Origin of the sequence: Carboxydocella sporoproducens DSM 16521, from assembly GCF_900167165.1 — a bacterium.
Lineage (GTDB): Bacteria > Bacillota.
Map to the genome: position 1 here is coordinate 13,577 of NZ_FUXM01000023.1, position 23,749 is coordinate 37,325.

Annotated in this window: 30 protein-coding genes; 29 read left to right on the forward strand and 1 reads right to left on the reverse strand. The window is 50.9% G+C overall.

Annotated elements, in window-relative coordinates; translation table 11 throughout:
• Positions 1 to 45: 45 nt before the first annotated feature.
• The 24 genes from B5D20_RS08940 (at position 46) to B5D20_RS09050 (ending at position 18,426) form a co-directional block, all read left to right on the forward strand.
• The gene (locus B5D20_RS08940; protein ID WP_078665892.1) at positions 46 to 579 is read left to right on the forward strand and encodes a hypothetical protein; all 534 of its coding nucleotides are present in this window, start codon (positions 46 to 48) and stop codon (positions 577 to 579) included.
• Between the two features lie 102 nt (positions 580 to 681).
• Positions 682 to 948 carry a DUF2627 family protein gene (locus B5D20_RS08945; RefSeq protein ID WP_078665893.1) on the forward strand — a complete coding sequence of 89 codons (267 nt, stop codon included), beginning with the start codon at positions 682 to 684 and terminating at the stop codon, positions 946 to 948.
• 6 nt (positions 949 to 954) lie between these two features.
• Positions 955 to 1,209, forward strand: a complete 255-nt coding sequence (locus tag B5D20_RS08950; RefSeq protein WP_078665894.1) for a glutaredoxin family protein — start codon at positions 955 to 957, stop codon at positions 1,207 to 1,209.
• Positions 1,206 to 2,951 carry a sigma 54-interacting transcriptional regulator gene (locus B5D20_RS08955; protein ID WP_078665895.1) on the forward strand — a complete coding sequence of 582 codons (1,746 nt, stop codon included), beginning with the start codon at positions 1,206 to 1,208 and terminating at the stop codon, positions 2,949 to 2,951. Before B5D20_RS08950 ends, B5D20_RS08955 begins: the two co-directional genes overlap by 4 nt.
• Positions 2,944 to 5,199, forward strand: a complete 2,256-nt coding sequence (locus tag B5D20_RS08960; protein ID WP_200803490.1) for a molybdopterin oxidoreductase family protein — start codon at positions 2,944 to 2,946, stop codon at positions 5,197 to 5,199. Before B5D20_RS08955 ends, B5D20_RS08960 begins: the two co-directional genes overlap by 8 nt.
• A gap of 161 nt (positions 5,200 to 5,360) precedes the next feature.
• Positions 5,361 to 5,795, forward strand: coding sequence for a cytochrome c3 family protein (locus B5D20_RS08965; protein ID WP_078665896.1), 435 nt, complete (start codon positions 5,361 to 5,363; stop codon positions 5,793 to 5,795).
• Positions 5,796 to 5,811: 16 nt separating this feature from the next.
• Positions 5,812 to 7,104, forward strand: a complete 1,293-nt coding sequence (locus B5D20_RS08970) for an ammonia-forming cytochrome c nitrite reductase subunit c552 (protein ID WP_078665897.1) — start codon at positions 5,812 to 5,814, stop codon at positions 7,102 to 7,104.
• A 93-nt stretch (positions 7,105 to 7,197) separates the two neighbouring features.
• Complete coding sequence (locus B5D20_RS08975) at positions 7,198 to 7,665, forward strand: HPP family protein (protein ID WP_078665898.1); 468 nt, start codon at positions 7,198 to 7,200, stop codon at positions 7,663 to 7,665.
• Between the two features lie 98 nt (positions 7,666 to 7,763).
• Positions 7,764 to 8,933, forward strand: coding sequence for an HD domain-containing phosphohydrolase (locus B5D20_RS08980; protein ID WP_078665899.1), 1,170 nt, complete (start codon positions 7,764 to 7,766; stop codon positions 8,931 to 8,933).
• A 152-nt stretch (positions 8,934 to 9,085) separates the two neighbouring features.
• The gene (locus B5D20_RS08985; RefSeq protein ID WP_078665900.1) at positions 9,086 to 9,298 is read left to right on the forward strand and encodes a hypothetical protein; all 213 of its coding nucleotides are present in this window, start codon (positions 9,086 to 9,088) and stop codon (positions 9,296 to 9,298) included.
• Entirely contained in the window at positions 9,291 to 9,737 is a 447-nt protein-coding gene (locus B5D20_RS08990) for a QcrA and Rieske domain-containing protein (RefSeq protein WP_078665901.1), read from the forward strand. The genes B5D20_RS08985 and B5D20_RS08990 overlap by 8 nt, the downstream gene beginning before the upstream one ends.
• Before the next feature lie 3 nt (positions 9,738 to 9,740).
• Complete coding sequence (locus B5D20_RS08995; protein WP_078665902.1) at positions 9,741 to 10,388, forward strand: cytochrome b N-terminal domain-containing protein; 648 nt, start codon at positions 9,741 to 9,743, stop codon at positions 10,386 to 10,388.
• A gap of 12 nt (positions 10,389 to 10,400) precedes the next feature.
• Positions 10,401 to 10,787 (forward strand): cytochrome b family protein, encoded by a 387-nt coding sequence (locus tag B5D20_RS09000; protein WP_078665903.1) that lies wholly within the window; start codon positions 10,401 to 10,403, stop codon positions 10,785 to 10,787.
• 23 nt (positions 10,788 to 10,810) lie between these two features.
• Positions 10,811 to 11,383 (forward strand): 4Fe-4S dicluster domain-containing protein, encoded by a 573-nt coding sequence (locus tag B5D20_RS09005; RefSeq protein ID WP_078665904.1) that lies wholly within the window; start codon positions 10,811 to 10,813, stop codon positions 11,381 to 11,383.
• A gap of 5 nt (positions 11,384 to 11,388) precedes the next feature.
• Positions 11,389 to 12,180: a NapH/MauN family ferredoxin-type protein gene (locus B5D20_RS09010; protein WP_078665905.1), complete on the forward strand. Its 792-nt coding sequence runs from the start codon at positions 11,389 to 11,391 to the stop codon at positions 12,178 to 12,180.
• On the forward strand, positions 12,177 to 14,537 hold the full coding sequence (locus B5D20_RS09015; protein WP_078665906.1) for a molybdopterin-dependent oxidoreductase: 2,361 nt from the start codon (positions 12,177 to 12,179) through the stop codon (positions 14,535 to 14,537). The genes B5D20_RS09010 and B5D20_RS09015 overlap by 4 nt, the downstream gene beginning before the upstream one ends.
• Positions 14,534 to 15,091 carry a 4Fe-4S binding protein gene (locus tag B5D20_RS09020; RefSeq protein WP_159071805.1) on the forward strand — a complete coding sequence of 186 codons (558 nt, stop codon included), beginning with the start codon at positions 14,534 to 14,536 and terminating at the stop codon, positions 15,089 to 15,091. The genes B5D20_RS09015 and B5D20_RS09020 overlap by 4 nt, the downstream gene beginning before the upstream one ends.
• Positions 15,078 to 15,338 carry a hypothetical protein gene (locus B5D20_RS09025; RefSeq protein ID WP_078665908.1) on the forward strand — a complete coding sequence of 87 codons (261 nt, stop codon included), beginning with the start codon at positions 15,078 to 15,080 and terminating at the stop codon, positions 15,336 to 15,338. The genes B5D20_RS09020 and B5D20_RS09025 overlap by 14 nt, the downstream gene beginning before the upstream one ends.
• Positions 15,339 to 15,356: 18 nt before the next feature.
• On the forward strand, positions 15,357 to 15,599 hold the full coding sequence (locus tag B5D20_RS09030) for a chaperone NapD (RefSeq protein WP_078665909.1): 243 nt from the start codon (positions 15,357 to 15,359) through the stop codon (positions 15,597 to 15,599).
• Between the two features lie 44 nt (positions 15,600 to 15,643).
• On the forward strand, positions 15,644 to 15,817 hold the full coding sequence (locus tag B5D20_RS13905; RefSeq protein WP_159071806.1) for a hypothetical protein: 174 nt from the start codon (positions 15,644 to 15,646) through the stop codon (positions 15,815 to 15,817).
• 90 nt (positions 15,818 to 15,907) lie between these two features.
• Positions 15,908 to 16,519 (forward strand): molybdenum cofactor guanylyltransferase, encoded by a 612-nt coding sequence (gene mobA, locus B5D20_RS09035; protein WP_078665910.1) that lies wholly within the window; start codon positions 15,908 to 15,910, stop codon positions 16,517 to 16,519.
• Positions 16,512 to 17,297, forward strand: coding sequence for a formate dehydrogenase accessory sulfurtransferase FdhD (gene fdhD / locus B5D20_RS09040; RefSeq protein WP_078665911.1), 786 nt, complete (start codon positions 16,512 to 16,514; stop codon positions 17,295 to 17,297). Before mobA ends, fdhD begins: the two co-directional genes overlap by 8 nt.
• Complete coding sequence (gene mobB, locus B5D20_RS09045) at positions 17,294 to 17,788, forward strand: molybdopterin-guanine dinucleotide biosynthesis protein B (protein ID WP_078665912.1); 495 nt, start codon at positions 17,294 to 17,296, stop codon at positions 17,786 to 17,788. The genes fdhD and mobB overlap by 4 nt, the downstream gene beginning before the upstream one ends.
• Positions 17,755 to 18,426: a TVP38/TMEM64 family protein gene (locus B5D20_RS09050; protein ID WP_078665913.1), complete on the forward strand. Its 672-nt coding sequence runs from the start codon at positions 17,755 to 17,757 to the stop codon at positions 18,424 to 18,426. The genes mobB and B5D20_RS09050 overlap by 34 nt, the downstream gene beginning before the upstream one ends.
• Before the next feature lie 9 nt (positions 18,427 to 18,435).
• Here the strand turns inward: B5D20_RS09050 and B5D20_RS09055 are convergent, their stop codons facing one another.
• On the reverse strand, positions 18,436 to 18,867 hold the full coding sequence (locus B5D20_RS09055; protein ID WP_078665914.1) for a universal stress protein: 432 nt from the start codon (positions 18,865 to 18,867) through the stop codon (positions 18,436 to 18,438).
• A 199-nt stretch (positions 18,868 to 19,066) separates the two neighbouring features.
• Here B5D20_RS09055 and secG point away from each other — a divergent pair, with 199 nt between their 5' ends.
• The 5 genes from secG to B5D20_RS09080 form a co-directional block, all read left to right on the forward strand.
• Positions 19,067 to 19,297 (forward strand): preprotein translocase subunit SecG, encoded by a 231-nt coding sequence (gene secG / locus B5D20_RS09060; protein ID WP_078665915.1) that lies wholly within the window; start codon positions 19,067 to 19,069, stop codon positions 19,295 to 19,297.
• A gap of 41 nt (positions 19,298 to 19,338) precedes the next feature.
• Complete coding sequence (locus B5D20_RS09065; protein WP_107752991.1) at positions 19,339 to 21,381, forward strand: sodium-translocating pyrophosphatase; 2,043 nt, start codon at positions 19,339 to 19,341, stop codon at positions 21,379 to 21,381.
• 141 nt (positions 21,382 to 21,522) lie between these two features.
• A complete protein-coding gene (locus tag B5D20_RS09070; RefSeq protein ID WP_107758344.1) occupies positions 21,523 to 22,734 on the forward strand; it encodes an MFS transporter in 1,212 nt (403 codons plus the stop codon).
• 122 nt (positions 22,735 to 22,856) lie between these two features.
• Positions 22,857 to 23,465 carry a GerMN domain-containing protein gene (locus tag B5D20_RS09075; RefSeq protein ID WP_078665918.1) on the forward strand — a complete coding sequence of 203 codons (609 nt, stop codon included), beginning with the start codon at positions 22,857 to 22,859 and terminating at the stop codon, positions 23,463 to 23,465.
• 98 nt (positions 23,466 to 23,563) lie between these two features.
• A partial coding sequence (locus B5D20_RS09080) for an SH3 domain-containing protein (protein ID WP_200803491.1) occupies positions 23,564 to 23,749 on the forward strand: 186 nt, incomplete at its 3' end.

The following is a 23,749-nucleotide window of genomic DNA, read 5'->3' on the forward strand; positions in this document are numbered from 1 at the left end:
TAAGAGAAAGAGAGAAAGTGCAAGTTGTTACGAGGAGGGAATATGATGGACTGGCGCCGGATTGCGCTGGCTGTAACCGTTGGGTTGGGGCTTGTCCTTTTTTTATTTGGTTGTAGTGGGGACAAGCCAAAAAAGGTAACTGAACGACAACCGGCGGCTGTCAGCCAGGAACAATTGAGAGCTTTTGTTACCACTCTCTCCGGGGTAATAAACAAGGAAGCAGAAGGGTATCAGAAGCTGACTGACAGTATCAAGGCCCTGGGATATGGGAAAACAACACCGGCCCAAACCAAACAGGAAGCCGAAAAACTTCTGGCTTTGAACCAGCAGTTGAGGCAGGAACTGGATGGCCTGCAAACCACTACCCGGGAAATGGAGGAAGCGGAAGGCAATATCGCTACCTGTATTTATTTGCGCAATCAGGTAGTAGAGAAATTTGTTCAGCGCCTGGCCAAATCTCCTGCGCCCAAAACCAGTGAACTAAATGGGGTTTTAAAAGAGTTACGGGAGTCAGAAAGTTTTGCTGAAGCTGCCTCCGGCAAGCTGGCTGTTTTGAAGCAACAGGCAGGCATGGAATAAGGGTTTGCGAAAACCGGCTCAAGCTGGTTTTTTTTTCTTTCTTCATAGGCATAGACTTTTTTCACCGAATTAGGTTATATTTAAGGCAGGGAGGAATGAAAAATGGCCAAAAATACCCGCAAACAAACCTTATTATCTTTTGCCAAGTTATTTGGGGCTGCGTTACTGGGAGCTATCGGACTGGATCAGGTCAAAGAAGGGCTGGTATTACTGGCAGCGGTGCCGGGGACATCCTGGCCGGAAGCTCTGGTGCGTCTGGTCCTGGGCTCGGCAGCATTGCTGTTTGGGCTTTATGTGATATTGCGTTTTGTTTACCACTATGACAAGGCACGGGGACGGGTCAAAAACAAAATCAAGTTTCTGGAGTAGATGAGAATGGATAAAAAGTTTAAGATCACTGTCTATTCCAAAGAAAATTGTTGCCTATGTGACAAGGCTAAAGCCATTATCGACAGGGTGAAGCGTTACTGGGAACTGGAAGTGGAAGAAGTGGACATCACCATGGATCCGCAGCTGTTTGAGCTGTATAAGGAGAAAATTCCGGTAGTGGCCATTGATGGTGAACCGATATTTTTCGGTAAAATCAGCGAACTCTGGCTCAAGCGGGAACTGGCGAGGAGAGGAGAGTGAGAGCTTTGGAATTGAAACTGGACGAGCTGGCCGGTCTTTGTGAAGGGCTGGACTTGCCTGCCTACTGGGTGGACCGTTATGGTTTTATCCAGTGGGCTACATCTGCTGCCCTGCAGCGTTTAGGCTGGCCGGAAGGGCTCTGGCAGGGACGGCGGATCAGTGAAATGATGCCCCAGAGCCGGATTTTTGAGGTCCTGGCCGGAGGGCAGTCTCTGCGCTGTCGGGAGCTGACCTATATTGGAGAAACAATCCAGATCTCCTATCAACCTTGCTGGCGCGATGGGGAACTGCTGGGAGTCTGGGCGGTGATCGAACAACAGGAAAAAAGCTGTCTGGAACTGGAAGAAGAAGAAATAGGCGCTTCCCGACTCTTAATTCAAATGTATGAAACGCTGCTGGGTGACCTTCTATTAGGGCTGGCGGTAGTGGACAGCAATGGGGTCATCATTACCGTCAACCAGTACTGGGAAAAACTGTTCGGTGTCAATCTGGCTGAAATCCAGGGTATGCCTCTTAAAACCCTTTTTCCCGAAAGTCACATGGGTCAGGTACTGGCTACCGGTCAGCCCCGGATCGGGGAAACCTGGACCAGGGATGATGAAGTCTATTTCCTCTCTGAATTGCCTTTACGTTGCGGTGAATTGATTATTGGCGGCCTGGTCAAACTGGTGCCGGTGGAAAATGTCGAAACCCGGGATCTGGTGGCTCGCTATCAATTGCTGGAACGGAAGCTGCTTTTTTACCAGAGTGAGCTTTCAGCTTTAAAGCATGAGGAAGACCCCTTTGTGGCCATTATTGGCGAAAATCCGCACATGGTGAAAGTTAAGAATATGGCTCGCAAAGTGGCTCGCGGTGATGCTACGGTTCTGATTCTGGGAGAAAGCGGTACCGGAAAAGAGGTTTTCGCCCAGGCCATACATCGGGCCAGTCCCAGGGCTGATCAGCCTTTTATCAGTATCAACTGTGCTGCGATTCCGGAAAATCTGCTGGAAGCTGAGTTGTTTGGTTATGAGGAAGGGGCTTTTACCGGGGCGGTAAAAGGCGGTAAGGCCGGCAAGTTTGAACTGGCTCATGGCGGAACCCTCTTTCTCGATGAAATCGGGGATATGCCGCTGGCCATGCAGGCCAAAATCCTGCGAGCCTTGCAGGAGCGCCAGATTGTCCGCGTAGGCGGACACAAGCCCATTCCTGTGGACGTTCGGCTGATCGCCGCTACCAATCGGGATCTGGTAGCCATGATGCAGGCCGGGGAATTTCGCAGCGATCTTTATTATCGCTTGTCAGTAATAACTTTACAGTTGCCGCCACTGCGGGAGCGGCGGGATGATATTCCGGCCCTGGTTAAGATGTTGATTGAGAAGTTTAACAAAAAGTATCTGACTTCAGTAGAGGGTTATGACAAGGAACTGGAACGATTTTTGCTAAGTTATAGTTGGCCGGGGAATGTGCGACAGCTGGAGAATGTGCTGGAATATGCTTTTAATATGCTGGAACCAGGGCAGAAACTGCTTACTTTGCAGGATTTGCCGGAACAGGTTACCGGGGGTGGACCGCTGGGAGAAAATGACCTGCGCCTGGAAACAGTAGTAGCGCGGGCGGAGAAAAAGGCGATTCTGCAGGCACTGCAGGCAACCAGAGGCAATCGGATGGAAGCGGCCCGGCTACTGGGGATCCAGCGTTCAGCCTTTTATCAGAAGTTGAAGAAATATGGCTTGTCCGGCAAGGAGGAGGACCATGATTAAGCGATTGATGGATGCGGCCAGACAATTGCATAAAAGTACCGGTACCGTGCCGCCCCCGTCAGCGCTGGAAGATATGATGCTGGATTTGACCCGGCGGGCTTTGCATCTGGCGCGCGGTAAAGCCGAGCGCTGGGTATCCACTACCTGCGGGTATTGCTCTACAGGCTGTGGGCTCTTGCTGGGACTGGAAGGGGATACCCCGGTGGCGATCCGTGGTGATGAGGCCTGTGCAACCAACCGGGGCCAGCTCTGCATAAAAGGAGCCTATCAGTGGCGAACTCTCCGGCATCCGGAACGGGCTACCACGCCAATGGTCCGCAAAAACGGACAGCTGGTGCCGGTTTCCTGGGAGGAAGCTTTGCAGGTTGTTGCCGACAAAATACGGGAAGCTATAGCGGAACAAGGGCCGGAAGGAGTAGGTATTTATGGTTCCGGTCAGCTGACCCTGGAGGAGAATTATGCCCTGACCAAACTGGCACGGGGGGTACTGAAAACACCTAATTTTGATTCCAATACCCGACTCTGTATGAGCGGGACAGTACAGGGGTTGATCAAAGTTTTTGGTGCTGATGGGCCACCGGGTTGTTATGAAGATCTGGACCTGGCGGATTGTTTGTTGATTTTCGGTTGTAATCCGGCGGAGATGCATCCACAGCTGTGGCGGCGTATGCTCAAGAACAGACTGGAACGAGGAGCCCGCTTGATAGTAGTTGATCCGCGCCGCACCATTCCAGCACGAGTAGCAGATTTACATTTGCAGCTACGGCCAGGTACTAACATCTATTTGCTAAACGCTATTTTGCATGTACTGTTCCGGGATAATTTAATTAACCGGGAAGAAGTAGCCCGGCTGGCGGTCGGCCTGGAACGGGTAGAAGAAATCGTGAAAAAATATTCTCCAGCAGAAGTGGCTCCCCTTTGCGGGGTGGCGGCAGTGGATATTGAGCAGGTGGCTCGCTGGATTGCTGAAGCCAAGGCAGCTACCACTGTTTTTGTCCAGGGGGTTACTCAAAGTGCTGCCGGGGTGGAGGCTGTTTCCACCATTTGTACTCTTCATTTGCTGACCGGACATATTGGACGCCCGGGAGCGGCGCCTTTTTCCCTGACGGGGCAGGCGGCGGCCATGAGTGCCCGGGAGGTGGGAGCCAGTGGTTTTCTGCCTGGTTACCGCAACTGGCAGAATCCCCGGCATCGCCAGGAAGTGGCTGTTTACTGGGGGATTAAGCCGGAAGAATTACCCGCAGGTACCAATGACATTGGTACCATGCTGGACATGGTAGCCGAGGGCAAACTGAAGGTAATGTGGAATATTGCCACTAACCCGGTGGTTTCCCTGCCCGAGCAGGCAAGGGTTCGGCCTTTGCTGGAAAAAGTATTTCTCATCGTGCAGGATATCTTTTATCCAGTAGAAACCGCGCAGTATGCTGATGTTTTCCTGCCTGCTGCTCAGTGGGGAGAGAAAACCGGTACTTATACCAACTCGGAACGGCGGGTGAACCTGGCGGAACGGGCGGTGAATCCGCCGGGAATGGCCAAAACGGATCTGGAAATCATTCAGCTGGTAGCAAAACGACTGGGAGCTGAAGAGGCTTTTGCCTGGCCGGATCCGGAAGCGGTTTTTGAGGAGTGGAAAGGACTGTCCCGCGGTCGGCCCTGTGATATGAGTGGTATTACCTATGGCTTGATCCGCCAGGAGCGGGGAGTACAATGGCCTTATCCGGCCGGGGGTGTTAGCCAGCAGCGGCTCTATACTGATGGACATTTCTGGACTGATCCGGAACAGAGCCAGAGTTACGGTGATTTTAATCAGGCTGCGGGCAAGGCCTGGCTTTTTGCTACGGATATACCAGGGGAAATTTTGCGTCCAACTGAGGAATATCCTTTCTATCTAAATACCGGCCGGATTATGGAACATTACCATAGCCGGACCAAAACCAAACGCATTCCCGAGATTCAGCAATTAGCGCCAGAACCCTTTCTGGAAATCAATCCGCTGAACGCTCAGTCCCTGGGCATCAAGGAAGGAGAAAAGGTACGGATTGTTTCTCCCTGGGGGACGGCCGTTGCCCGGGCACGCTTGTGTGACACCGTTGCTCCCGGCCAGGTTTTTCTGCCCTTTCACTTCGGAGATGCCGATTACCAGCAACCAACTGCGGGCAACAACCTGATCGGCAATGTAGTTAACCCTCTCAGCCGTCAGCCATTGTTCAAACTGGGAATCTGTCGCCTGGAAAAGTGTCCTGATTAACGGACACTTTTCCGCATTTTTGGACACTTTTTATTCAAGAGGCGGTAGCCAGGTTACAACCGGTAAGTGGCATAAAATTTGCTAACTCAATATTTGCCTGGAGTAATTCTATAACATAAAGTGAAGAGAAAAACTTTCTCAAAGCGAAGGAGGGAAAAAGGATGTTCCAACAACAAGGCAAAGGGATTTTGCTGGGAGCCGTGCTGATGCTGGCTTTAGTAGTTTTGTTTACCGGCGGCATGGCTTATACTGACAGCGGTGCGTTTTGCAGCAGTTGTCACGTTATGGCAGAAGCCCATAAATCCTGGCAAAACTCGTCTCACCGGGAGCTCAAATGTAATGAGTGCCACGCCCCCCATAACCTGGCGGCAAAAATCCCCTTTAAGGCAAAAAGTGGCCTCAGAGACGTCTGGGCGGTAACTTTAGGGGATGTACCGGCCCAGATTAAAGTGACACCGGAATCGAAAGCAGTTATCCAGGCTAACTGTGTTGAATGCCATCGCACTACGGTGAGCCGGACCCACGTGGAAAAACTTTCCGGCCAGGATTGTACCTTCTGTCACCGGGGTCTGCCCCACGGCAGAACGCAAAAATAGCAGAGGAGGGATACATATGTGGCAAAAGGCGAAAAAATGGTTATTAATCGGTATGTCCATTACCAGCATTTTTGCTCTGGCTGCCTGTGGTTCTAATACCAGCAGTCAGCAGGGTGGGGTTGGCTTAAGTGAGGAAGAAGCTGTAGATTCATCTTTATGGAAGGATAAATATCCCCTGCAGTATGCCAGCTATCTGAAAAACAAAGAGGGCGGGATGACAGAATTTGGTGGATCTGATAAGGTTCCCAAGGCGGATACAGAGCCGGAAATCAAGAAGCTGTTCGCTGGCTATGGCTTTTCCAAGGATTATAATGAAGACCGGGGTCATGTTTATGCCGTTGAAGATGTAACTTCCACCAAGCGCTTAAAACCCAATACCCCGGCAACCTGTATGACCTGTAAATCCACCCAGGTGCCCCTTTTCTACAAAAAACTGGGTGAAGATGGGTATTATAATACCTTGTTCAGCGATATCGCCAAACAGACTAAACATTCCATTGGCTGTTCTGATTGCCATGATCCCAAAACCAATGAACTGAGAGTTACCCGTCCTGCTTTCATCGAAGCGATGAAAAGAAGAGGTATTGATGTCACCAAGGCAACCCGCCAGGAAATGCGCAGCTACGTTTGTGGTCAATGTCACGTGGAATATTATTTTGATAAAGGGAAAGTATTAACTTTCCCCTGGGATAATGGTTTTGGTGTGGATGATATTGAAAAGTACTATGATGCCAAGCAGGGCTTCAAGGATTGGGAACATCCTGATTCCAAGGCACCCATGCGGAAGGTACAGCACCCCGAATTCGAATGGTGGATTACCGGTACCCATGGTACTGCTGGTGTAGCCTGTGCTGATTGCCATATGCCCTACATGCGGGATGCTTCCGGGGAAAAATATTCTTCCCACTGGTGGACCAGTCCTTTGAAAACTCTGGAACAGTCTTGTACCAAGTGCCATACCCAGGGCACAGACTGGCTGAAACAGAAAGTACATGATATCCAGTCCCGGACCTGGGAATTGCAAACTATTGCTTCCAAAGAAATTGCCAAGGCTCATGACCAGATCAAACTGGCTCTGGCTACTCCCGGGGCAGATCAGAATCTGATTGCCCAGGCTCAGCGCAAGGTAGTGCAGGCCCAGTGGCGCTGGGACTGGATTGCAGCGGAAAACTCCCGCGGTTTCCACAACCCCGATATGGCTCTTAACACTTTAGGTAAAGCTATCCTGATGGCCAAAGAAACCCAGGAACTGGCTCAGCAGGCGATGGCCAAAGGGCAAAAGGCACAACCGGTTAAACCGGCCCAATAAAGAAGAGTTCCCGGCAGTTAATGCCGGGAACTTTTTTGCATTGGTATGATTTTTGCATATAAAAAAGATTGAAAAGGAGGTGGCGGGAACAGGATGGAGAGAAAACGGCAACTGGCCCATTTACTTGGGGGCGGCATAGCCATGTTTGTTCTCCTTTTTTTGACCAAAAACCAGGGTTTTTCACTGGCAGCCCCCTCGTTTGGTGCCTCGGCTATGCTGATTTTTGCCCTGGGAAAGGGTCAGCCGGCCGAAGGGAAAAATGCTTTCTGGGGACAAGTCCTGTCTGCCTTGGCCGGAGTGACAACAGCCAAAATCCTGGGCACTACCTGGTATGCAGTAGCGATAGCGGTTTTTCTGGCTTTTCTGGTAATGCTGGTCACCGACACCTTTCACCCTCCTGGGGGTGCTACTGCCTTCCTGGCCTGTGATACAGGCCAGGGCTGGTGGTTTGTGCTCCTGCCCGTAGCCAGCGGAATAGGTATCATGCTGCTTATCCGTTATATATCCTACCGGCTCACTGAATTAATTCCTGAATCCCGGGTTGAGGTGGAGGAAGGATAACAGGTGTCCTGAAAGATGGACAGTTTTCTTTCTGATTGCACAGTAGTGGAGCAAGCAAAGTTAGCTCATTTTCCTGAAAGGTGGTTTTTCTTAGTCCAATGGAAGTCAAATTTCTCACACAAATTGGTACTGGGAGTTCTGCTACTCAGGTTAGAGAGGTTTTATTAGCTGCTGTGAAAGCGATTGTGCAGGCAGTGGGAGAGCGGGACCGTTATACCAGACATCATTCTCAGAATGTGGCTGAATATGCTAAAATCATTGCCCGTGAGCTGGATTTGCCGTCGGAACAGGTGGAGAGTATCTATCTTGCTGCCTTGTTTCACGATATAGGTAAAATTGGGGTTCCCGACCAGGTTTTAAATAAACCAAGTAAATTAGAGGAAAACGAACTGCTACTGATTAGAGAACATCCATTGATTGCTGGCCGCATTCTGGAAAGTTTCGGCGAGTTCAGGGATATTCTCCCTGCCATTACGCAACATCATGAACACTGGGATGGGAGCGGTTATCCTTTTGGTTTAATTGGGGAAGCTATTGATTTGGGTGCCAGGATAATCGCTGTTGCTGATGCTTTTGATGCCATGACCAGCGATCGAATCTATCGTCCGGGAATGCCTCAGGCCCAGGCCATTGACATTTTGAGTAAAGGGGCAGGTCAGCAGTGGGACCCCCGGGTGGTGAACGCTTTTATTAACTGGTGGGAAAAAACCTATAATCCCCGGGGTCGGCACGACTGGCAAATGAAACATATACAGACTATTTATCAAAACTTTTTAAAGGATACGACTGGTGGAAAAGTATTACTCCTTGACGAAAAAGAGATCGAGCAATTTCTCAAACCTCTGCAGTGTTTTGCGGAGCTGCCCATCGAAAATGGTTTGCATTTAAGCTGGTCAAGGCAGTTATTCAGTGACTGGCTGGGGGAGCTGGGACTGGACCAGGTATATCAACAGACCTATCAACTGGTCTTCTCTGAGCTGGTTAGCAATATGCTCAAACACGCTGAGAAAGGGACAATCCAGTGGGGCCGAAATAGTGCCGGGGAAATTGTACTCATTGCCAATGACCAGGGCCAGGGTTTTGTGCTGGAAAAATTGCCGCAGAGCATCATGGTCAGCGGTTTTTCCACCAAAAAGTCCCTGGGCTGGGGACTTCCTTTTATACTGGAGCATTGCCGACAACTGGTAATTGCGAAAACGGAAAGCGGTACCTTTATTGCAATCAAACTTGGTTGTGAACAGATTGAAGACATGGGCCAGACTATTTAGGTGTCCATTTTGGTGGACTGAGTTCCATTAATAAGCACAATTTTAATATGCAAAGCCGTGCTAAACCGCCTCGGGCTGGTTGGCACGGCTTTTGCTTTGTTGTTGGCCGCAAACAACAGCGTTTGCATACCTTTGTGAAGGGAGGGAACAAAGTGGAAAAAATGTGGCGTACTGCAACAAATCTGATGGTTTTTCTCACCTTACTGGCAGTTGCCACCATTGGCCTGATGGGCAAATACTGGCTAATCGGTGATAGCCGCGGAGTTTTCATCTATGGTGGCATCTTTTTTATGATTTCCGGTATTGCTCTCTATGTCTGGAAAAGTACAGTATTTCCCAATGAGGAGGTAGAATGGCGTGACTAAACAACAGGACATGTCCAGGCGCAAGTTTTTAACCCTCCTGGGGGGTATACCGCTGGCTGGTATTGTAGTATCATCCACCTCAGTCTTTACCCAGTATCTGTATCCCCCTGAATCCCTGCGGACTCCACCCAAGCCAATGGAGGTGGCAGTTGAAGGGGAGTTAAAGGTAGGGGAGCTGAAGGAATTTGAATACAATGATGCTCCGGCGGTACTGGTGCAGGTGAAAGAAGGGGAATACAAGGCCTTTTATCGCAAATGCACTCACCTGGGCTGTGTAGTGATTTTTAACCAGGAGCAAAAAGTTTTTGATTGCCCCTGCCATGGCGGCAAATTCGATTTGAACGGCAATGTGCTGGCCGGGCCACCGCCGGCTCCCCTGACCCAGCTGGCAGTTAAAGTCGATGGTGGCAAGATTATCGTCAGTGAGAGGAGTGCGTAACCGATGAAAGCCTGGTTGATCGAACGTTTTGGCACCGGCTGGCTGGAAACCTGGAAGGAGATCAAGGAACATCCGGTTCCGCCTCATGCCTTGAATCCCATCTATTGTCTGGGTGGCTTAACCTTTCTCTCTTTTTTGATCCAGGCTGTGACCGGAATCATTCTAGCTCTTTATTATCGGCCCACACCGGAAGAGGCCTATGCTAGTATTCAGTTCATTATGGAGCAGGTTTCCTTTGGGGCCATGATTCGTTCTGTTCATCACTATGCGGCTAATATCATGGTTTTGCTGGTCATGCTGCATATGCTGCGGGTCTTCTATACCGGTTCCTTTAAAAAACCGCGGGAACTGAACTGGGTAGTAGGGGTATTGCTCTATCTGCTCACTCTCGCCTTCGGTTTTACCGGCTATCTGTTGCCCTGGGACCAGGTAGCTTACTGGGCTTCAGTGGTTGGCACCGAAATCATGGGTGGAATACCGGTAATTGGTAAATACCTGATGATTTTGGCCCGTGGTGGACTGAAAGTTACTGAATTCACCCTCACCCGTTTCTATGTCGCCCATGTCATTATCCTGCCCTTGCTGGCTATCCTCCTGATGGGTTTGCACTTCCTGATGGTAAGGCTGCAGGGTATATCGGAAGAACTGTAAGGGGGATGGAAAATGGCAAATAGCAAATATAAAAAAGGCACTATTCCCTTTATACCAAACCATTTGCTGACTGAAGTTGCGGTTGCCCTCTTTTTTATCGGTATCATCCTCTTTTTATCCGGGCTTATTCCCCGGGAACTGGGCGAGCCGGCCAACAAGCTGGCTACCCCGGAACATATCAAGCCGGAATGGTATTATCTCTGGATGTTTGAAATGTTAAAACTGATCCCCTCCAAGATTTTAGGACTACTGGCTTCCGGGGCGGTATTCGTAGTTCTAGCTCTGATCCCCTGGTTGGATAAGAGCCCTTATCGCCGGCCCAGCCAGCGGCCAGTGGCTTCAGCAGTAATGGGCCTGGCAGTAGTAGCAGTCATTATCTTGACCATTATGGCCTGGTAAGAGAAAAAAAGGAGGCGAGGCCCATGCTGGATAAAGCCTGGGCGCTGATTGGCGGGGCTCTCGGTTATGGCGTTTTACGCATGCTGAAAGATAAAAACGGGCTGGTGCGTCCGCCGGGAGCCCTGGAGGAAACAGCATTTCTGGCTACTTGTGTACGTTGTGGGCAATGTGCCACCGCCTGTCCCTATCAAGCGATTAAGATTGCCGGTCCAGGCAGTGGTTTTGGAGTTGGCACTCCCTATCTTGCTGTCAGGGAAAATCCCTGTCGCCTCTGTGCTAATTTTCCTTGCATCAAGGCTTGCCCTAGTGGAGCTTTAAAGCCGGTCAAGGAACGGAAAGCAGTACGCATGGGAGTAGCTCGCTTAAACCGTAAAACCTGTTTATCCTGGCAGGGGATGCGCTGTGAAATCTGCTATCGCAATTGTCCTTTCCTGGATGAAGCAATTTACCTGGATTTGCAGCCCAACAGGAAAACCGGCTATCATACCATTTTTCAAGTTTGGGTCAATGAAGAAAAATGTACCGGCTGTGGAATCTGTGAACACTCCTGTCCGGTGGAACAGGCGGCAATTGTCGTTGACCCGGAGGGGCGGTGAACAAGATGAGGAAATGGACCTGGTTACGGCGGCTGGTACAGGTACTGGTGATCGGATTACTACTAAGTCAGTTATTTGGTTTCAAATTTTTCAGCGGTGACCTCAATGCTTCCAACCTGCTGGGTATTCCCCTGGCCGACCCCCTGACAGCGCTGCAGTATCTTTTACTGGGCCAGCTGGCAGGAAAAATCTTGCTGGGAGCACTGTTGATTACAGCCTTCTACTGGCTACTGGGGGGTAAGACTTTTTGTAGCTGGGTTTGTCCGGTGAATACCGCAGGAGAACTGCTGGATAAGTTGCGCCACTGGCTGGGGCTGCCGGAGCGAAAACTTGACCATGGCTTAAAATACCTGGTGCTGGGGCTGGTGTTGCTTTTGACCCCCATCCTGGGCTATCCGGCCTTTGCTCCCTTTAATCCAGTGGGTCAAACCAGTATGGCCCTGGCCTTTGGTCTGGCAGGAGCACTGGTGCCCCTGTTGCTGGTGCTTGCTTTTGAGTTACTGCTTTACCGGCGGGGCTGGTGTCGTAGTCTCTGTCCCATTGGAGCCTTTTATGCCTTGCTGGGGCGACTGAGTCCCTTCGTAGTCACCTACCGGCAGGACCAGTGTGTGAATTGCCGGGCCTGTGCCCGGGCCTGTCCCATGGGAGCTGATACTTTAAACGGCCCTCTGGTGCAGAAGGAAGCGCTGGTTACTGACTGGGACTGTACCCGTTGCGGCAGTTGTATTGATGTCTGTCCGCAACAAGCTCTGCAATATGGCTGGAAACTGAAGCGAAAGGGGAGAAAAGACCAATGAATTTATCCCGTCGGGATTTTATCAAATCTATCGCTGCTGCTACGGCAATGGCAGCTGCCGGTTGTTCAGCACAAAAGCCGGGAGAAAAGGTGGGCCTGGATAAAGGCACGGTAGAAGTGGATGAATGGCGTAAAGCCACTTGCCGCTTCTGTGGTACCGGTTGCGGCATTATGGTCGGGATCAAGGATGGCAAGGTTGTAGCTAACAAGGGAGACAAGGAGTCACCGGTTAACAAAGGGCTGAACTGCGTAAAAGGCTATTTTGTCCGCAAGATTTTGTATGCTGAAGACCGGCTGAAAAAGCCCTTGATCCGCAAAAACGGCAAGCTGGTGGAGGCCAGCTGGGAGGAGGCCCTGGATCTGGTGGCCCGGAAGTTCAAGGAAGCCATTGATCAGTACGGTCCAGACTCCGTAGGGATGCTGGCTTCCGGACAGATGTATGTCTGGGAAGGATATGCGGCAGTCAAACTGTTTAAAGCTGGTATCGGCACTAACAATATTGACCCCAATGCCCGTTTCTGTATGGCCAGCGCTGTTGCCGGTTTCATGACCACCTTTGGCAAGGATGAGCCCATGGGCTGCTATGAGGATATTGAACATGCCAATGTCTTTATCACCTGGGGCAACAATATGGCGGAAATGCATCCTGTGCTTTTCTCCCGGGTAACCGCGCGCAAGCTGGCTGACAAAAGCGTGATAATGATCGATATCGCGACCCGCCGTACCAGGACTACCGAGATTGCTGATGAATATCTGCAATTTGTTCCCGGTACTGACCTGGCGGTAATGAACGGGATCGCTAATGTAATTATCAATGAAAAACTTTATGATGAAGAATTTGTCAGCAAGCATTGTGTCTTCAAACGGGGTAAAGAAAATATCGGCTATGGTCTGGAAGACGGGGCTAAATTCAAGGATGAGCCGCAGCCCATGACCTTTGATGAGTACAAGGCTTATGTGGCCAAATATACTCCTGAGTATGTCCAGCAATTAAGCGGCGTCCCGGCAGACAAAATTCGCTGGCTGGCTCATCTCTTTGCCGACAAGAGCAAACGCATTATGTCTTTCTGGACCATGGGCTTTAACCAGCATGTACGGGGTACCTGGGCCAACAACCTGGTCTATAACCTCCACCTGCTGACCGGACAAATCTGTAAACCGGGAGCCACCCCATTCTCCCTGACCGGCCAGCCCAGTGCCTGCGGTACAGCCCGGGAAGTCGGTACTTTTGCCCATCGCCTTCCGGCCGACATGGTGGTGGAAAATCCCGAACACCGGGCCATTGCTGCGAAAATCTGGAATGTGCCAGTGGAAAAGATTCCGGCTCAGGTGGGTTTCCATGCTACGGAAATGCTGCGGGCAGTGGACTATGGCAAGATTAAGGTGCTGTGGGTGATGTGCAATAACCCCCTGGCTGCCGCTCCCAAAGCCGGTCGCTGGCGCAAGGCCTTTGAAGAAAACAAGGCGTTCCTGGTAGTATCTGATGTTTATCCCAACCAGACCACCAAATTTGCCGATGTCGTGTTGCCGGCAGCCATGTGGGTAGAGAAGGAAGGTATGTACGGCAATGCCGAGCGACGGACCCAGCATCTGGCCAAGTGTACTTTGCCTCCTGGCGAAGCCAAGGACGATCTGTGGCAAATCATCCAGATCGCCAAACGGCTGGGCTATGGTGACCTCTTCAACTATCCCGGGGTGGACAAATATGATGGCGCTCATCCGGAAGGGGAAAGCGAGTTGAAAAAAGCCCTCTGGGAAGAATATCGCCAGTTTACCATCGGCAAGGGCAAGGACCTGGCTCCTTATGAAGAGTATGTCAAGCACCGGGGCCTGCTCTGGCCGGTAGTGGACGGCAAAGAAACCAAACGGCGCTATGTGGAAGGGGAAGATCCCTATGTCAAGCCCGGGGAAGGCATTAAATTCTATGGTAACCACAAGGAAGGGGACCGGGCTGTTATCTGGGCCCGTCCTTATGAGCCCCCGGCAGAAGTGCCCGATGCCGAATATCCCTTCTGGCTCTGTACCGGCCGGGTGCTGGAGCACTGGCATACCGGCACCATGACCCGTCGGGTTCCGGAATTGAAAAAAGCGGTGCCCAATGCCTATGTGGAAATCAACCCGGCGGATGCGGAGCGGCTGGGTATAAAGAATGGCGATCTGGTCAAGTTGACAACCAGGCGCGGGTCCATTACCGCTCCCGCTATGATTGACGGGCGGGGCAAGCCGCCGAAAGGCTCTGTCTTCGTACCTTTCTTTGATGAGGAAATTCTTATTAACCTTCTAACTCTGGATGCTTTCTGTCCTATCTCCAAACAGCCTGACTATAAAAAATGTGCGGTGAAGGTGGAAAAAGCATGATCAACCGCCGGCAATTTTTCAGCTCCCTGGGTTTGAAAACTCTGGACTGGGCCAGACAAGCTCTGGTCCAGCTCCTCAGCCAGGAAGACCTGTGGCTGCGGCCTCCAGGTGCCTTACCGGAAGAAGCCTTTTTGTTAGCCTGCACCCGCTGTGGACAGTGTGTCAATGCCTGTCCCCGGGGGTGTCTGAGCCAGCTGGGGCCTGAAGCAGGGACAGCTGTGGGCACACCGATCCTGGCATTTATAGCTGGCAAGGCCTGTAATCTCTGCGGACAATGTGCAGCCAGCTGTCAAAACGGAGCCCTGGCTTCGAACCAGGTGGGAAAAACCCTGATAGCCAGGCTGGATGCGGAAAGATGTTTGGCCTGGCAGGGAGCAATGTGCCGTGTGTGTTATGAGAGTTGTCCTAAGTTGGGAAAAGCATTGATTTTAACAGATTTTCAATACCCCACGGTAATTCAGGAGGAATGTGACGGATGCGGGTGCTGTCAACTGGCCTGCATTCAGTCCGATCCGGCAATAGCCATAAGGAGGCGAGAAGATGGCCAGCAATAAATACTTGCTACCAATGATCTTTACCATACTGGTTACTATCCTGTTCGGCGCTACCTTCGCTCTCAGCTGGGAACCTTTTATCGCCGGCCCGCCGCCGGCGAAAGTAAATCCGCCCACTATCCCCCATACCCTGCAGGGACGGGAAGGGAAATGCATACTCTGTCATAAAGATGCCGCCGGGGTTAAAATCCCCCGCACTCCCCATCCCGACCGGGCGAACTGTCTCCAGTGCCATGTCCCCAATTAAATAAAGGTGGTGGACGCGATGGTGATTTCCGGATTGTACATTCAAGTTAAGGAAGAGATGATGGAAGAGGTGGCAAAGCAGCTGGCTGCTCTGCCCGGGGTAGAGGTGCATGGCTGCTTTCCGCCGGGGAAAATTATTATTGTCCTGGAAAGCAAAAATGAAGATGATGCCCATGAAATGGTAAGCCAGACTATTGTCAACATTCCCGGTGTCCTGGGGGCTTACCTGGCCTATTGTAATTTTGAAGAACTGGTGAGCTGAAAGAGGGCTCCTGCCCTCTTTCAGCTTGGAGAGGAGGTTAGAAGATGATTACCTGCAAATGCGGTTATCAGCACCATGACACAAGCAAAATCATCAACAAACGCGATTTGCATGGCCGCCTGCGCCCTGAGTGTGCTATCTGCGGGCGACGGATTATCATCCGTTCCGTTTCTCCGCGGGAGTACAAAGACTTGCTCAGCCGGAATAGAGCCAGTTAACAGGGACCCCTTGGAGCAAAGGGGTCCCTTGCTTTTGCTTCCGTTTAAGGGTAGAATGAAAACAAAACAGGGGGAAGGTGGAACAGGACGATGCAGGTTAATGGGATTATTCTGGCTGGTGGCCGCAGCAGTCGTATGGGAAGAAACAAGGCGCTCCTGCCTCTCCAGGGGAAAGTTTTTCTGGAACGCATCCGGCAGGCGATGTTGCCAGTAGTGAAAGATATTATTCTGGTCAGCAATGAACCGGAGTGTTATCCTGACTGGCAGGGCCTCCTGGTGACGGATATCATACCACGGCGAGGGCCTTTAAGTGGCATCCATGCCGGGTTGACTGTTTCAGACTGCCACTATAACCTGGTGGTGGCCTGTGATATGCCTTTTGTCAGCACGGAGCATTTGAAGCGGTTGCGCAAGGAAGCAGAGGGCTATGATGTGGTGGTGCCGCAACATGGTGATTATTTGCAGCCCCTGTTTGCTGTTTATAGTCGCAATTGTATTGCCGCCATTGAAGACTGTCTTCTGCGGGATATCCGGAAAATTATTGCCTTTTACCCCCAGGTTAGGGTCAAGTTCTTGCCGGTGGAACGCCTGGGCGACCCGGCGGAAATGGAGCAGGTCTTTTTCAATGTCAATACTCCTGCCGACTGGCAGCAGGCCCGGCAGCTGGCAGGAGAGATAGAGGAGGAAAAGCGGCATGAGTGAACGTTACTCTGTACATACTACTATCCGCTGGCAAAAACATGAACGGACAGAACTGGAGGATCCTATAATCAGGGAATCACCTCTGACCATTTACCTGAATGGCAAGGAGATGGTTTCCCTGCTCTGCACGCCCGAATATCAGGAGGATCTGGCTCTTGGCTTTCTAACGGCAGAAGGGCTGCTGGAAAACCCTGATGATCTGCTATCTGTTCGTCTGGATGAGGAACAGGGAGCAGTCTGGGTAGAAACCCTGCGCACTCCCATGATTGCAGAACAGCTTTTCCTGAAACGGTTTATCACCACCGGCTGTGGCAAGGGAACCACCTTTTACAATGTTATGGATCACAGCCTGGCCCGGCAGGAGCGTATACCCCTGCAGGTCAAGGCTGAGGATCTGGTAGAGCTGATGCGGGAAGTGCAGCAAAAATCCGAGCTTTATCGCCTGACCGGCGGTGTACACAGTGCGGCTCTCTGTCAGGGCCGGGAAATTTTGCTTTTCCGTGAAGATGTGGGCCGGCACAATGCGGCTGACAAAATTATGGGCTATTGTTTCCGCCACCGCATTCCTATGGAGGATAAAGTCCTCCTGACCAGTGGCCGCATTTCCTCGGAAATCCTGCTGAAAGCGGCCAAAATGGGAATCGGGGCCATTGTCTCCCGCTCAGCACCTACTGACCTGGCCCTGCAGCTGGCAGAAGAACTGGGTATAACGGTGATCGGATTTGTGCGCGGCAGCCGCATGAATATCTATACCAATGCAGAGCAGGTGATAGAATGAAAATACCGGTTCTGGCCTTTGTCGGTACTTCCAATTCCGGCAAAACTACATTGTTAACCAAGATAGTTTCCCTTCTCAGCCAGCAGGGTTACCGGGTGGCAGTGGTTAAGCATCATCACCATCGTCCCCAGCTGGACCAGCCTGGGAAAGATACTTACCGCTACGCCGAGGCCGGGGCTCAGGTGGTGGTCAGTGCTTCCCCGGAAATGACGGCTTTTCTGGAATACCGGCCGGAACCGCCCCTGGCAGCCATTCTGGAGAGGATAACAGATGTGGATATTATCCTGCTGGAAGGGTTTAAATGGGAACCGGTGCCCAAGGTGGAAGTTATCCGCCGGGAGATAAGACAACATCTCATCTGTCAGCCTCAGGAATTAAAAGCAGTAGTGGGAGATATCATTTTTCCTGAACTGGATATACCTCAGTTTGATATCAATGATACGGAAGGAGTGGCTCGGTGGCTGGTCGCCAGTTATCTAACCGCCAGTTAACAGTTTTGCTGGTCAGTGGAGTTATTTTGCTTGCTGCCATCTGGCTCTGGCCCTGGTTAAAAAACTTGACGGCGGCCCGTCTGGCCGCTACCGTCCTGGGTTGGGGCTGGGCGGGCAGGGTAGTAGTTTTTTTGCTGGCTTTATTACAGGGCTCGTTGCCTGTCATCCCCTTTTTTCTGCTCGCTTCCGGAGCCGGGCTGGCTTATGGATTCTGGCAGGGAGCTTTTCTGGTATGGAGCGGGGCCGTCCTGGGTTGCCTTTTGCCCTTTTATCTGGCGCGCTTCCTGGGTTACCAGTGGGCCCAGACCTATCTTGACAAAAAGGGCTGGCACTTTCAGGCCAGACCAGCTTTTGGCTTCATGGCTGTTCTAACAGGCCGCCTGTTTCCCGTGGTACCTTCCTCGGTTATAAACATTCTGGCCGGTCTCAGCCCTCTTTCCGTCCCGGTGTTTCTGTCAGCCACCGCCCTGGGTAAATTGCCCTGGACCTTGATGTATGCTGGTCTGGGGCGACTGCTGACTAAAGGAGAGCTGCCTCTTGGTTATATCCTGATAGTTGTCAGCTTTTTGCTTATCGGCTTTACTCTTGTCTACCTGAAGTATCAAAAAAACCGCTTACTCCGGGAAAAACCGGAATAAGCGGTTTTTTTACTTGACGATCAGCACCGGACAGGGGGCCAGGTGGGCTACTTTACTGCTGATACTGCCCATAAACAGGCCTTTGACTGCTCCCAGCCCCCGGCTGCCCACTACAATCATATCATAGCCTTCATATTCTGCCACCTTGCAGATAACGGTAGCCGGGTGACCATATTTGCTCAGGGTTTGTACTTCAAAGCCATCAATGCGGAAGAAATCCCGGGCCCGGGCCAGCACGGTTTCAGCATTGATGCGAGCCTGTTCCTCGAAGACAGCGGGGCTGATTTCCCCGGCCTGATGGGCCAGAACATTGTTGGGAATATCAATAACATAGAGAACTGTTATTGCCAGGCTATCATTGAGCCGCAATAAATCCTTGACGGCTTTCAGGGCTTTATCCGAATGGCGCGAGCCATCCACGGCCACCAGGATTTTTTTCATAGGCTATCCCTCCGCTTCAGCTTATTAATATTATCTTAGCCGTTCAGGGAGAAAATTACAAGCGGAAAAGCAATTGTATGAATATTTGATAAATTACGGCGATTAGCCGCTATCTTTATTGTAATCTTTGACAGGTTGTGGTATAATGTTGCCAGCAATTTAACATGCTATTACTGTCCTTTGGATAGGAGGTGATTATGTGCTAAAAGGTGTGCTCACAGCAGTTCACGTACTATTGTCCCTGGCTTTGATCGCCACTGTTCTTCTCCAGTCGGGCCGCAGTGCCGGTTTATCTGGAGCTATCGCCGGTGGGGCCGAGTCCATTCTGGGGAAGAAAAAGGGATTGGATGAACTACTGCACAAGCTAACCACCTTTGTAGCCATCGGTTTCATGGTGACTTCACTGGTTCTGGTTATCTTGTCCAAGTAGAAAAATCCCAAGGAACATAGGGACGAGGAGGGCGAGTGCAGGTGTCTTTACTCAATTCTGTGTGGGCTATCGTAGCAGGTTTGCTCGGTTTGGCTTTTGCCGGTTATCTGGCAGCCAGTGTTCTGAAAGAACCCCAGGGAACCGAGCGCATGAAAGAACTGTCCCAGGCTATTTTTGAAGGGGCAATGGCCTATCTCAACCGGCAGTACAAAACCCTGATTCCTTTTGCGGCTGTTATCTTCCTGGCCTTATTCTTTACTCGTGGGCAATCCTATGCTGTCTCCTTCCTGGTAGGGGCAGTCTTTTCCGCTCTGGCCGGTTATGCCGGTATGACCATTGCTACCAAATCCAATGCCCGGACTACCCAGGCCTGTATCGAAGGGCTGGACAAAGGGCTGAGCGTGGCTTTCCGCGGTGGCGCGGTGATGGGGATGTCCGTTGCCGGTCTGGGGCTGTTTGGTGTGTCCATTCTCTATTATTTTTATGGTGATCCGGAACTGATTGACCCCTTTGCCTTTGGGGCCAGTGCGATCGCTCTGTTTGCCCGGGTCGGTGGTGGTATCTACACCAAGGCAGCTGACGTGGGGGCTGACCTGGTGGGTAAAGTAGAAGCCGGGATTCCGGAGGATGACCCGCGCAACCCGGCGGTTATCGCTGACAACGTTGGTGACAACGTAGGGGACACCGCCGGTATGGGTGCAGACCTCTACGAGTCCTATGCAGCGACTACTATTGCTGCCATGTTGATCGGGGCTACTTCCATGGAAGGCGAGTTGAAAATCGCCGGCGTTATCTTCCCGCTGCTGGTGGGTGCAGCTGGTTTGATCGCTTCCATCATCGCCAGCTTCTTTGTCAAGATGGGCCCCGATGGCAACCCGCAGGCTGCCTTGAATAAAGGTTTGTGGGGTACCAATATCATCACCGGTATTGCTACCTGGTTCCTGGCCAGCTCACCGGAATTCTTCGGCAAGTTCACCGAGAAATCCGATACCTTCCCCCTGGGAATGCCTCTGGGTATCTTCCTGGCGGTAGTAGCGGGTCTGGTGGTCAATGTTGCTATCGGTTATATCACTGAATACTACACCTCCTATCAAAAGGCTCCGGCCAGGGAAATTGCAGAATCCTCCCAGACCGGCCCGGCTACTAATATCATCAGCGGTCTGGCTGTAGGTCTTAAGAGTACCATGTTGCCCATTTTGGTCATCGTAGCGGCGACCTTTATTGCCCATAACCTGGCTGGCATCTATGGTATCGCTATGGCAGCTATGGGCATGCTCTGTACAGCCGGCATGGTGGTAGCCATCGACTCCTTTGGTCCGGTGGCGGACAATGCCGGTGGTATTGCGGAAATGGCGGAACTGGGTCCGGAAGTGCGGAAGAAAACCGACAAGCTGGATGCTGTTGGGAACACCACTGCTGCTGTGGCCAAGGGTTTTGCTATCGGTTCGGCGGCTCTGACCGCCCTGGCGCTGTTCAATGCCTTTGCTGAAAAGGTAATATCTGCCGGCAAGATTCAGGGCGAATTTGCACTGAACTTGCTGGAGCCCACTATCGTTATCGGTCTCTTTATCGGTGCAGCTGTACCTTTCCTCTTCTGCGCCCTGGCCATGAAGGCTGTGGGCACTGCCGCCTTTGAAATGATCGGGGAAGTGCGGCGGCAGTTCCGGGAAATTCCCGGCCTGATGGAAGGTAAAGCCAAGCCCGATTATGCTCGCTGCGTGGATATCAGTACCAAGGCTGCGATTAAGCAAATGATCGCTCCTGGCCTGCTGGCTGTGGTCAGTCCCCTGGTTGTTGGCTTTATCCTGGGAGCCAAGGCTCTGGGTGGTTTCCTGGCTGGAACGACTGTGGCCGGGGTGTTGCTGGCCATCTTTATGGCTAACTCCGGTGGCGCCTGGGACAATGCCAAGAAATACATCGAGACCGGACAGTATGGTGGTAAGGGTTCTGATGCCCATAAAGCCGCTGTTATCGGGGACACTGTCGGTGACCCCTTCAAGGACACTGCAGGTCCTTCCTTGAACGCTTTGATCAAGGTTACCGGTACTATCTCCTTGATCATTGCGCCTTTCCTGAATCTGTAATTCAGATTGATTTTAATACGATTTGAGTTAAGAAAAGGGCACTTTGTTTGCTAGTTAAGCAAGGCAAAGTGCCTTTTTTATTTCATAACCGGTCTACTGCCAATCCGTTAAAGTCAAAAAAGTCTATTGGAGTGAGGTTAGGTGGGGGACAAAAATTTCTTTAATATCCAGAAACAATTGTTAACTCTCTATCTATGTATAGCAGTGGGGGGGATAGGTATGGGAGTAGTTATTCCTCTTATCCCTCTGACCCTGCGGGACCAGGGCATAAGTACAACAACTATCGGGCTAATCGCAACCACTATGTCGGTGAGCGGAGCTCTGTTTGCAGTACCCATCGGAAAACTGGTAGATAAGTTCGGCAGCAAGGTTGTTCTGCTGACAGGTTTGGCTATCTACGGGGTTTGTATGCTGATTTTTCCCTTTGCGAAAACAATAATTTCTTATTATATAATAAGAGCTATTGAAGGTATTGGCTGGGCTGCTATATGGGTAGGAACCGAAACTATAATTAACCTGTTGAGTAGTCCGGAAGACCGGATTCGTAACCTTGGTTTATATGGGGTATTTACCGGTTTGGGAATCGGTGTAGGGCCTCTCCTGGGAATGACTGGAGTGGAAAGGTTCGGTAATTATTTTCCATTTATAATATCCTTTGTCATTTCCCTCCTGGCCATGTTGATGGTCCTCTTTTTTGTGGAGAACATTAAGGCGAGCTATAAGAAAGAAAAACAGGTGGATAGTTATTTAATTTTAGGGTTAATCCAACTTCCCTTACTGGCTGCTTTTCTTTATGGAGTAACCGAAACAACGGTAACCTCTTTTCTGTCCCTTTATCTCCGTGAACTAGGTCTTAACAGTGTTGAGACGGGGACAATTATTACCATCTTTGTGCTGGGGGGAATTGCAGTACCTCCCTTAGTGGGATTCTTTGTCAAGGGTTTAAACAAGTTTATTATACTTTTGGCTGCGGGTTTAAGTTTGACGGCATGTACTCTGGCCTTCCCCTGGTTTAAAACTTCTCTATTATTGAACGGGGGAACCTTGATTCTCGGTGGCAGTGCGGGGCTTTTATATGTAACGGCCTTGTCTATAATAGGTGACCGAGTTGACAGAAGCCACATGGGCACAGGCAACGCTTTGTTTACCAGTTTGTATGGGATAGGAAGTATTGTTGGTCCGATAACGGGAGGAGTCAGTTACCAGTATTTCGGGCCCAGGTTTATATTTTATCAGATTGCTGCCATGGCTGCAGTTGGCTTGATTCTTATATTGATAATCAGGTTAACTAGTTTGATTTACCGTAAAGTTTTAGACGAAAAAGAGGCTATTGGCAAGGGACGTGAGTCTTAGGGGCGGTCTGACCGGTTTGAATTTTGCTCGTAATTATGGTTCTTTGAAGACCTACCACTTGTTCTATTTTCCCTCCTTGTCCCATAAGATGTAATGGACAATCTATTGGGAGGGGAAAGACAATGAAACAGAAACTGGCCTTAATAATGATGCTGGTTCTGTTGCTGACAGTAACCAGCGGCTGCAATGGCGTCAAGGGGGCTCTGGCCTACCTGCTGGGCAGCAAGCCAGTAGCAACACAGCCTCAGCAGGGGGAAGAAAAACCCCTCTGGCTGGGAAAGCCGGAAGAGGCTCAAAAAACTGTGCCGCAATTAAAAGAAGTACTGGTGTATTTCCCGGATGCCCGGGGGCAGCTAATCGCAGAACAGCGGCAGGTGGACAAAAATCAGGGGATCGGCAAAGGAGCGCTGCTGGAATTGCTCAAAGGGCCCAAACAACATGGGTTATATCCGGCGGTACCGGCAGGGACGAAATTGCTGGGATTGAAAATACAGCAGGATGGGCTGGCGGTGGTTGATTTTTCCCGGGACCTGAAAGCTAATTTTAAAGGCGGCAGCCAGCAGGAAATTACCACCCTCTGGAGCATTGTAAATACTTTGGGGCAGTTCCCTACTGTCAAAAAGGTACAAATTCTGGTTGAGGGTCAAATCATTGAAACTTTAGGCGGGCATGTGGAAATCAATCAGCCCTTAGAACCTGATCAGACATTAGTTCCGGCAGGAAAAAATTAGGCCGCAAGGCCTTTTTTCTATTTTTCTGGCAGGAAAATAGCGAAGCTTGTAGAAGTTTTAACAAAATGGCTAATCTGTGAGCGAAGAGGGGGAGGAGAATGACAAAAACTCGCAAGATTTTTCATCTTCTGCTATTCATTTCCCTGTTCTGGCTGTTATTGCCAGGTTGGGCCATAGCCAGCGGTACAGCAACGGTAACGGGGACAAAGCTGAATATTCGCCAGTTTCCCTCGACAACAGCAAAAATTCTTGGGCAAGTCAAAAAGGGGGACAAGCTACCGGTT

Coding starts and splice junctions, on each gene's coding strand:
- B5D20_RS08980 (WP_078665899.1), top strand. CDS start 7,764: ATGGAAGTCAAATTTCTCACACAAATTGGTACTGGGAGTTCTGCTACT.
- B5D20_RS13905 (WP_159071806.1), top strand. CDS start 15,644: ATGATTACCTGCAAATGCGGTTATCAGCACCATGACACAAGCAAAATC.
- B5D20_RS09005 (WP_078665904.1), top strand. CDS start 10,811: ATGCTGGATAAAGCCTGGGCGCTGATTGGCGGGGCTCTCGGTTATGGC.
- B5D20_RS09020 (WP_159071805.1), top strand. CDS start 14,534: ATGATCAACCGCCGGCAATTTTTCAGCTCCCTGGGTTTGAAAACTCTG.
- mobB (WP_078665912.1), top strand. CDS start 17,294: ATGAAAATACCGGTTCTGGCCTTTGTCGGTACTTCCAATTCCGGCAAA.
- B5D20_RS09010 (WP_078665905.1), top strand. CDS start 11,389: ATGAGGAAATGGACCTGGTTACGGCGGCTGGTACAGGTACTGGTGATC.
- B5D20_RS08945 (WP_078665893.1), top strand. CDS start 682: ATGGCCAAAAATACCCGCAAACAAACCTTATTATCTTTTGCCAAGTTA.
- fdhD (WP_078665911.1), top strand. CDS start 16,512: ATGAGTGAACGTTACTCTGTACATACTACTATCCGCTGGCAAAAACAT.
- B5D20_RS09000 (WP_078665903.1), top strand. CDS start 10,401: ATGGCAAATAGCAAATATAAAAAAGGCACTATTCCCTTTATACCAAAC.
- B5D20_RS09015 (WP_078665906.1), top strand. CDS start 12,177: ATGAATTTATCCCGTCGGGATTTTATCAAATCTATCGCTGCTGCTACG.
- B5D20_RS09075 (WP_078665918.1), top strand. CDS start 22,857: ATGAAACAGAAACTGGCCTTAATAATGATGCTGGTTCTGTTGCTGACA.
- B5D20_RS09030 (WP_078665909.1), top strand. CDS start 15,357: ATGGTGATTTCCGGATTGTACATTCAAGTTAAGGAAGAGATGATGGAA.
- B5D20_RS08970 (WP_078665897.1), top strand. CDS start 5,812: ATGTGGCAAAAGGCGAAAAAATGGTTATTAATCGGTATGTCCATTACC.
- B5D20_RS08960 (WP_200803490.1), top strand. CDS start 2,944: ATGATTAAGCGATTGATGGATGCGGCCAGACAATTGCATAAAAGTACC.
- B5D20_RS09055 (WP_078665914.1), bottom strand. CDS start 18,867: ATGAAAAAAATCCTGGTGGCCGTGGATGGCTCGCGCCATTCGGATAAA.
- B5D20_RS08940 (WP_078665892.1), top strand. CDS start 46: ATGGACTGGCGCCGGATTGCGCTGGCTGTAACCGTTGGGTTGGGGCTT.
- B5D20_RS08995 (WP_078665902.1), top strand. CDS start 9,741: ATGAAAGCCTGGTTGATCGAACGTTTTGGCACCGGCTGGCTGGAAACC.
- B5D20_RS08950 (WP_078665894.1), top strand. CDS start 955: ATGGATAAAAAGTTTAAGATCACTGTCTATTCCAAAGAAAATTGTTGC.
- mobA (WP_078665910.1), top strand. CDS start 15,908: ATGCAGGTTAATGGGATTATTCTGGCTGGTGGCCGCAGCAGTCGTATG.
- B5D20_RS08965 (WP_078665896.1), top strand. CDS start 5,361: ATGTTCCAACAACAAGGCAAAGGGATTTTGCTGGGAGCCGTGCTGATG.
- B5D20_RS09025 (WP_078665908.1), top strand. CDS start 15,078: ATGGCCAGCAATAAATACTTGCTACCAATGATCTTTACCATACTGGTT.
- B5D20_RS08975 (WP_078665898.1), top strand. CDS start 7,198: ATGGAGAGAAAACGGCAACTGGCCCATTTACTTGGGGGCGGCATAGCC.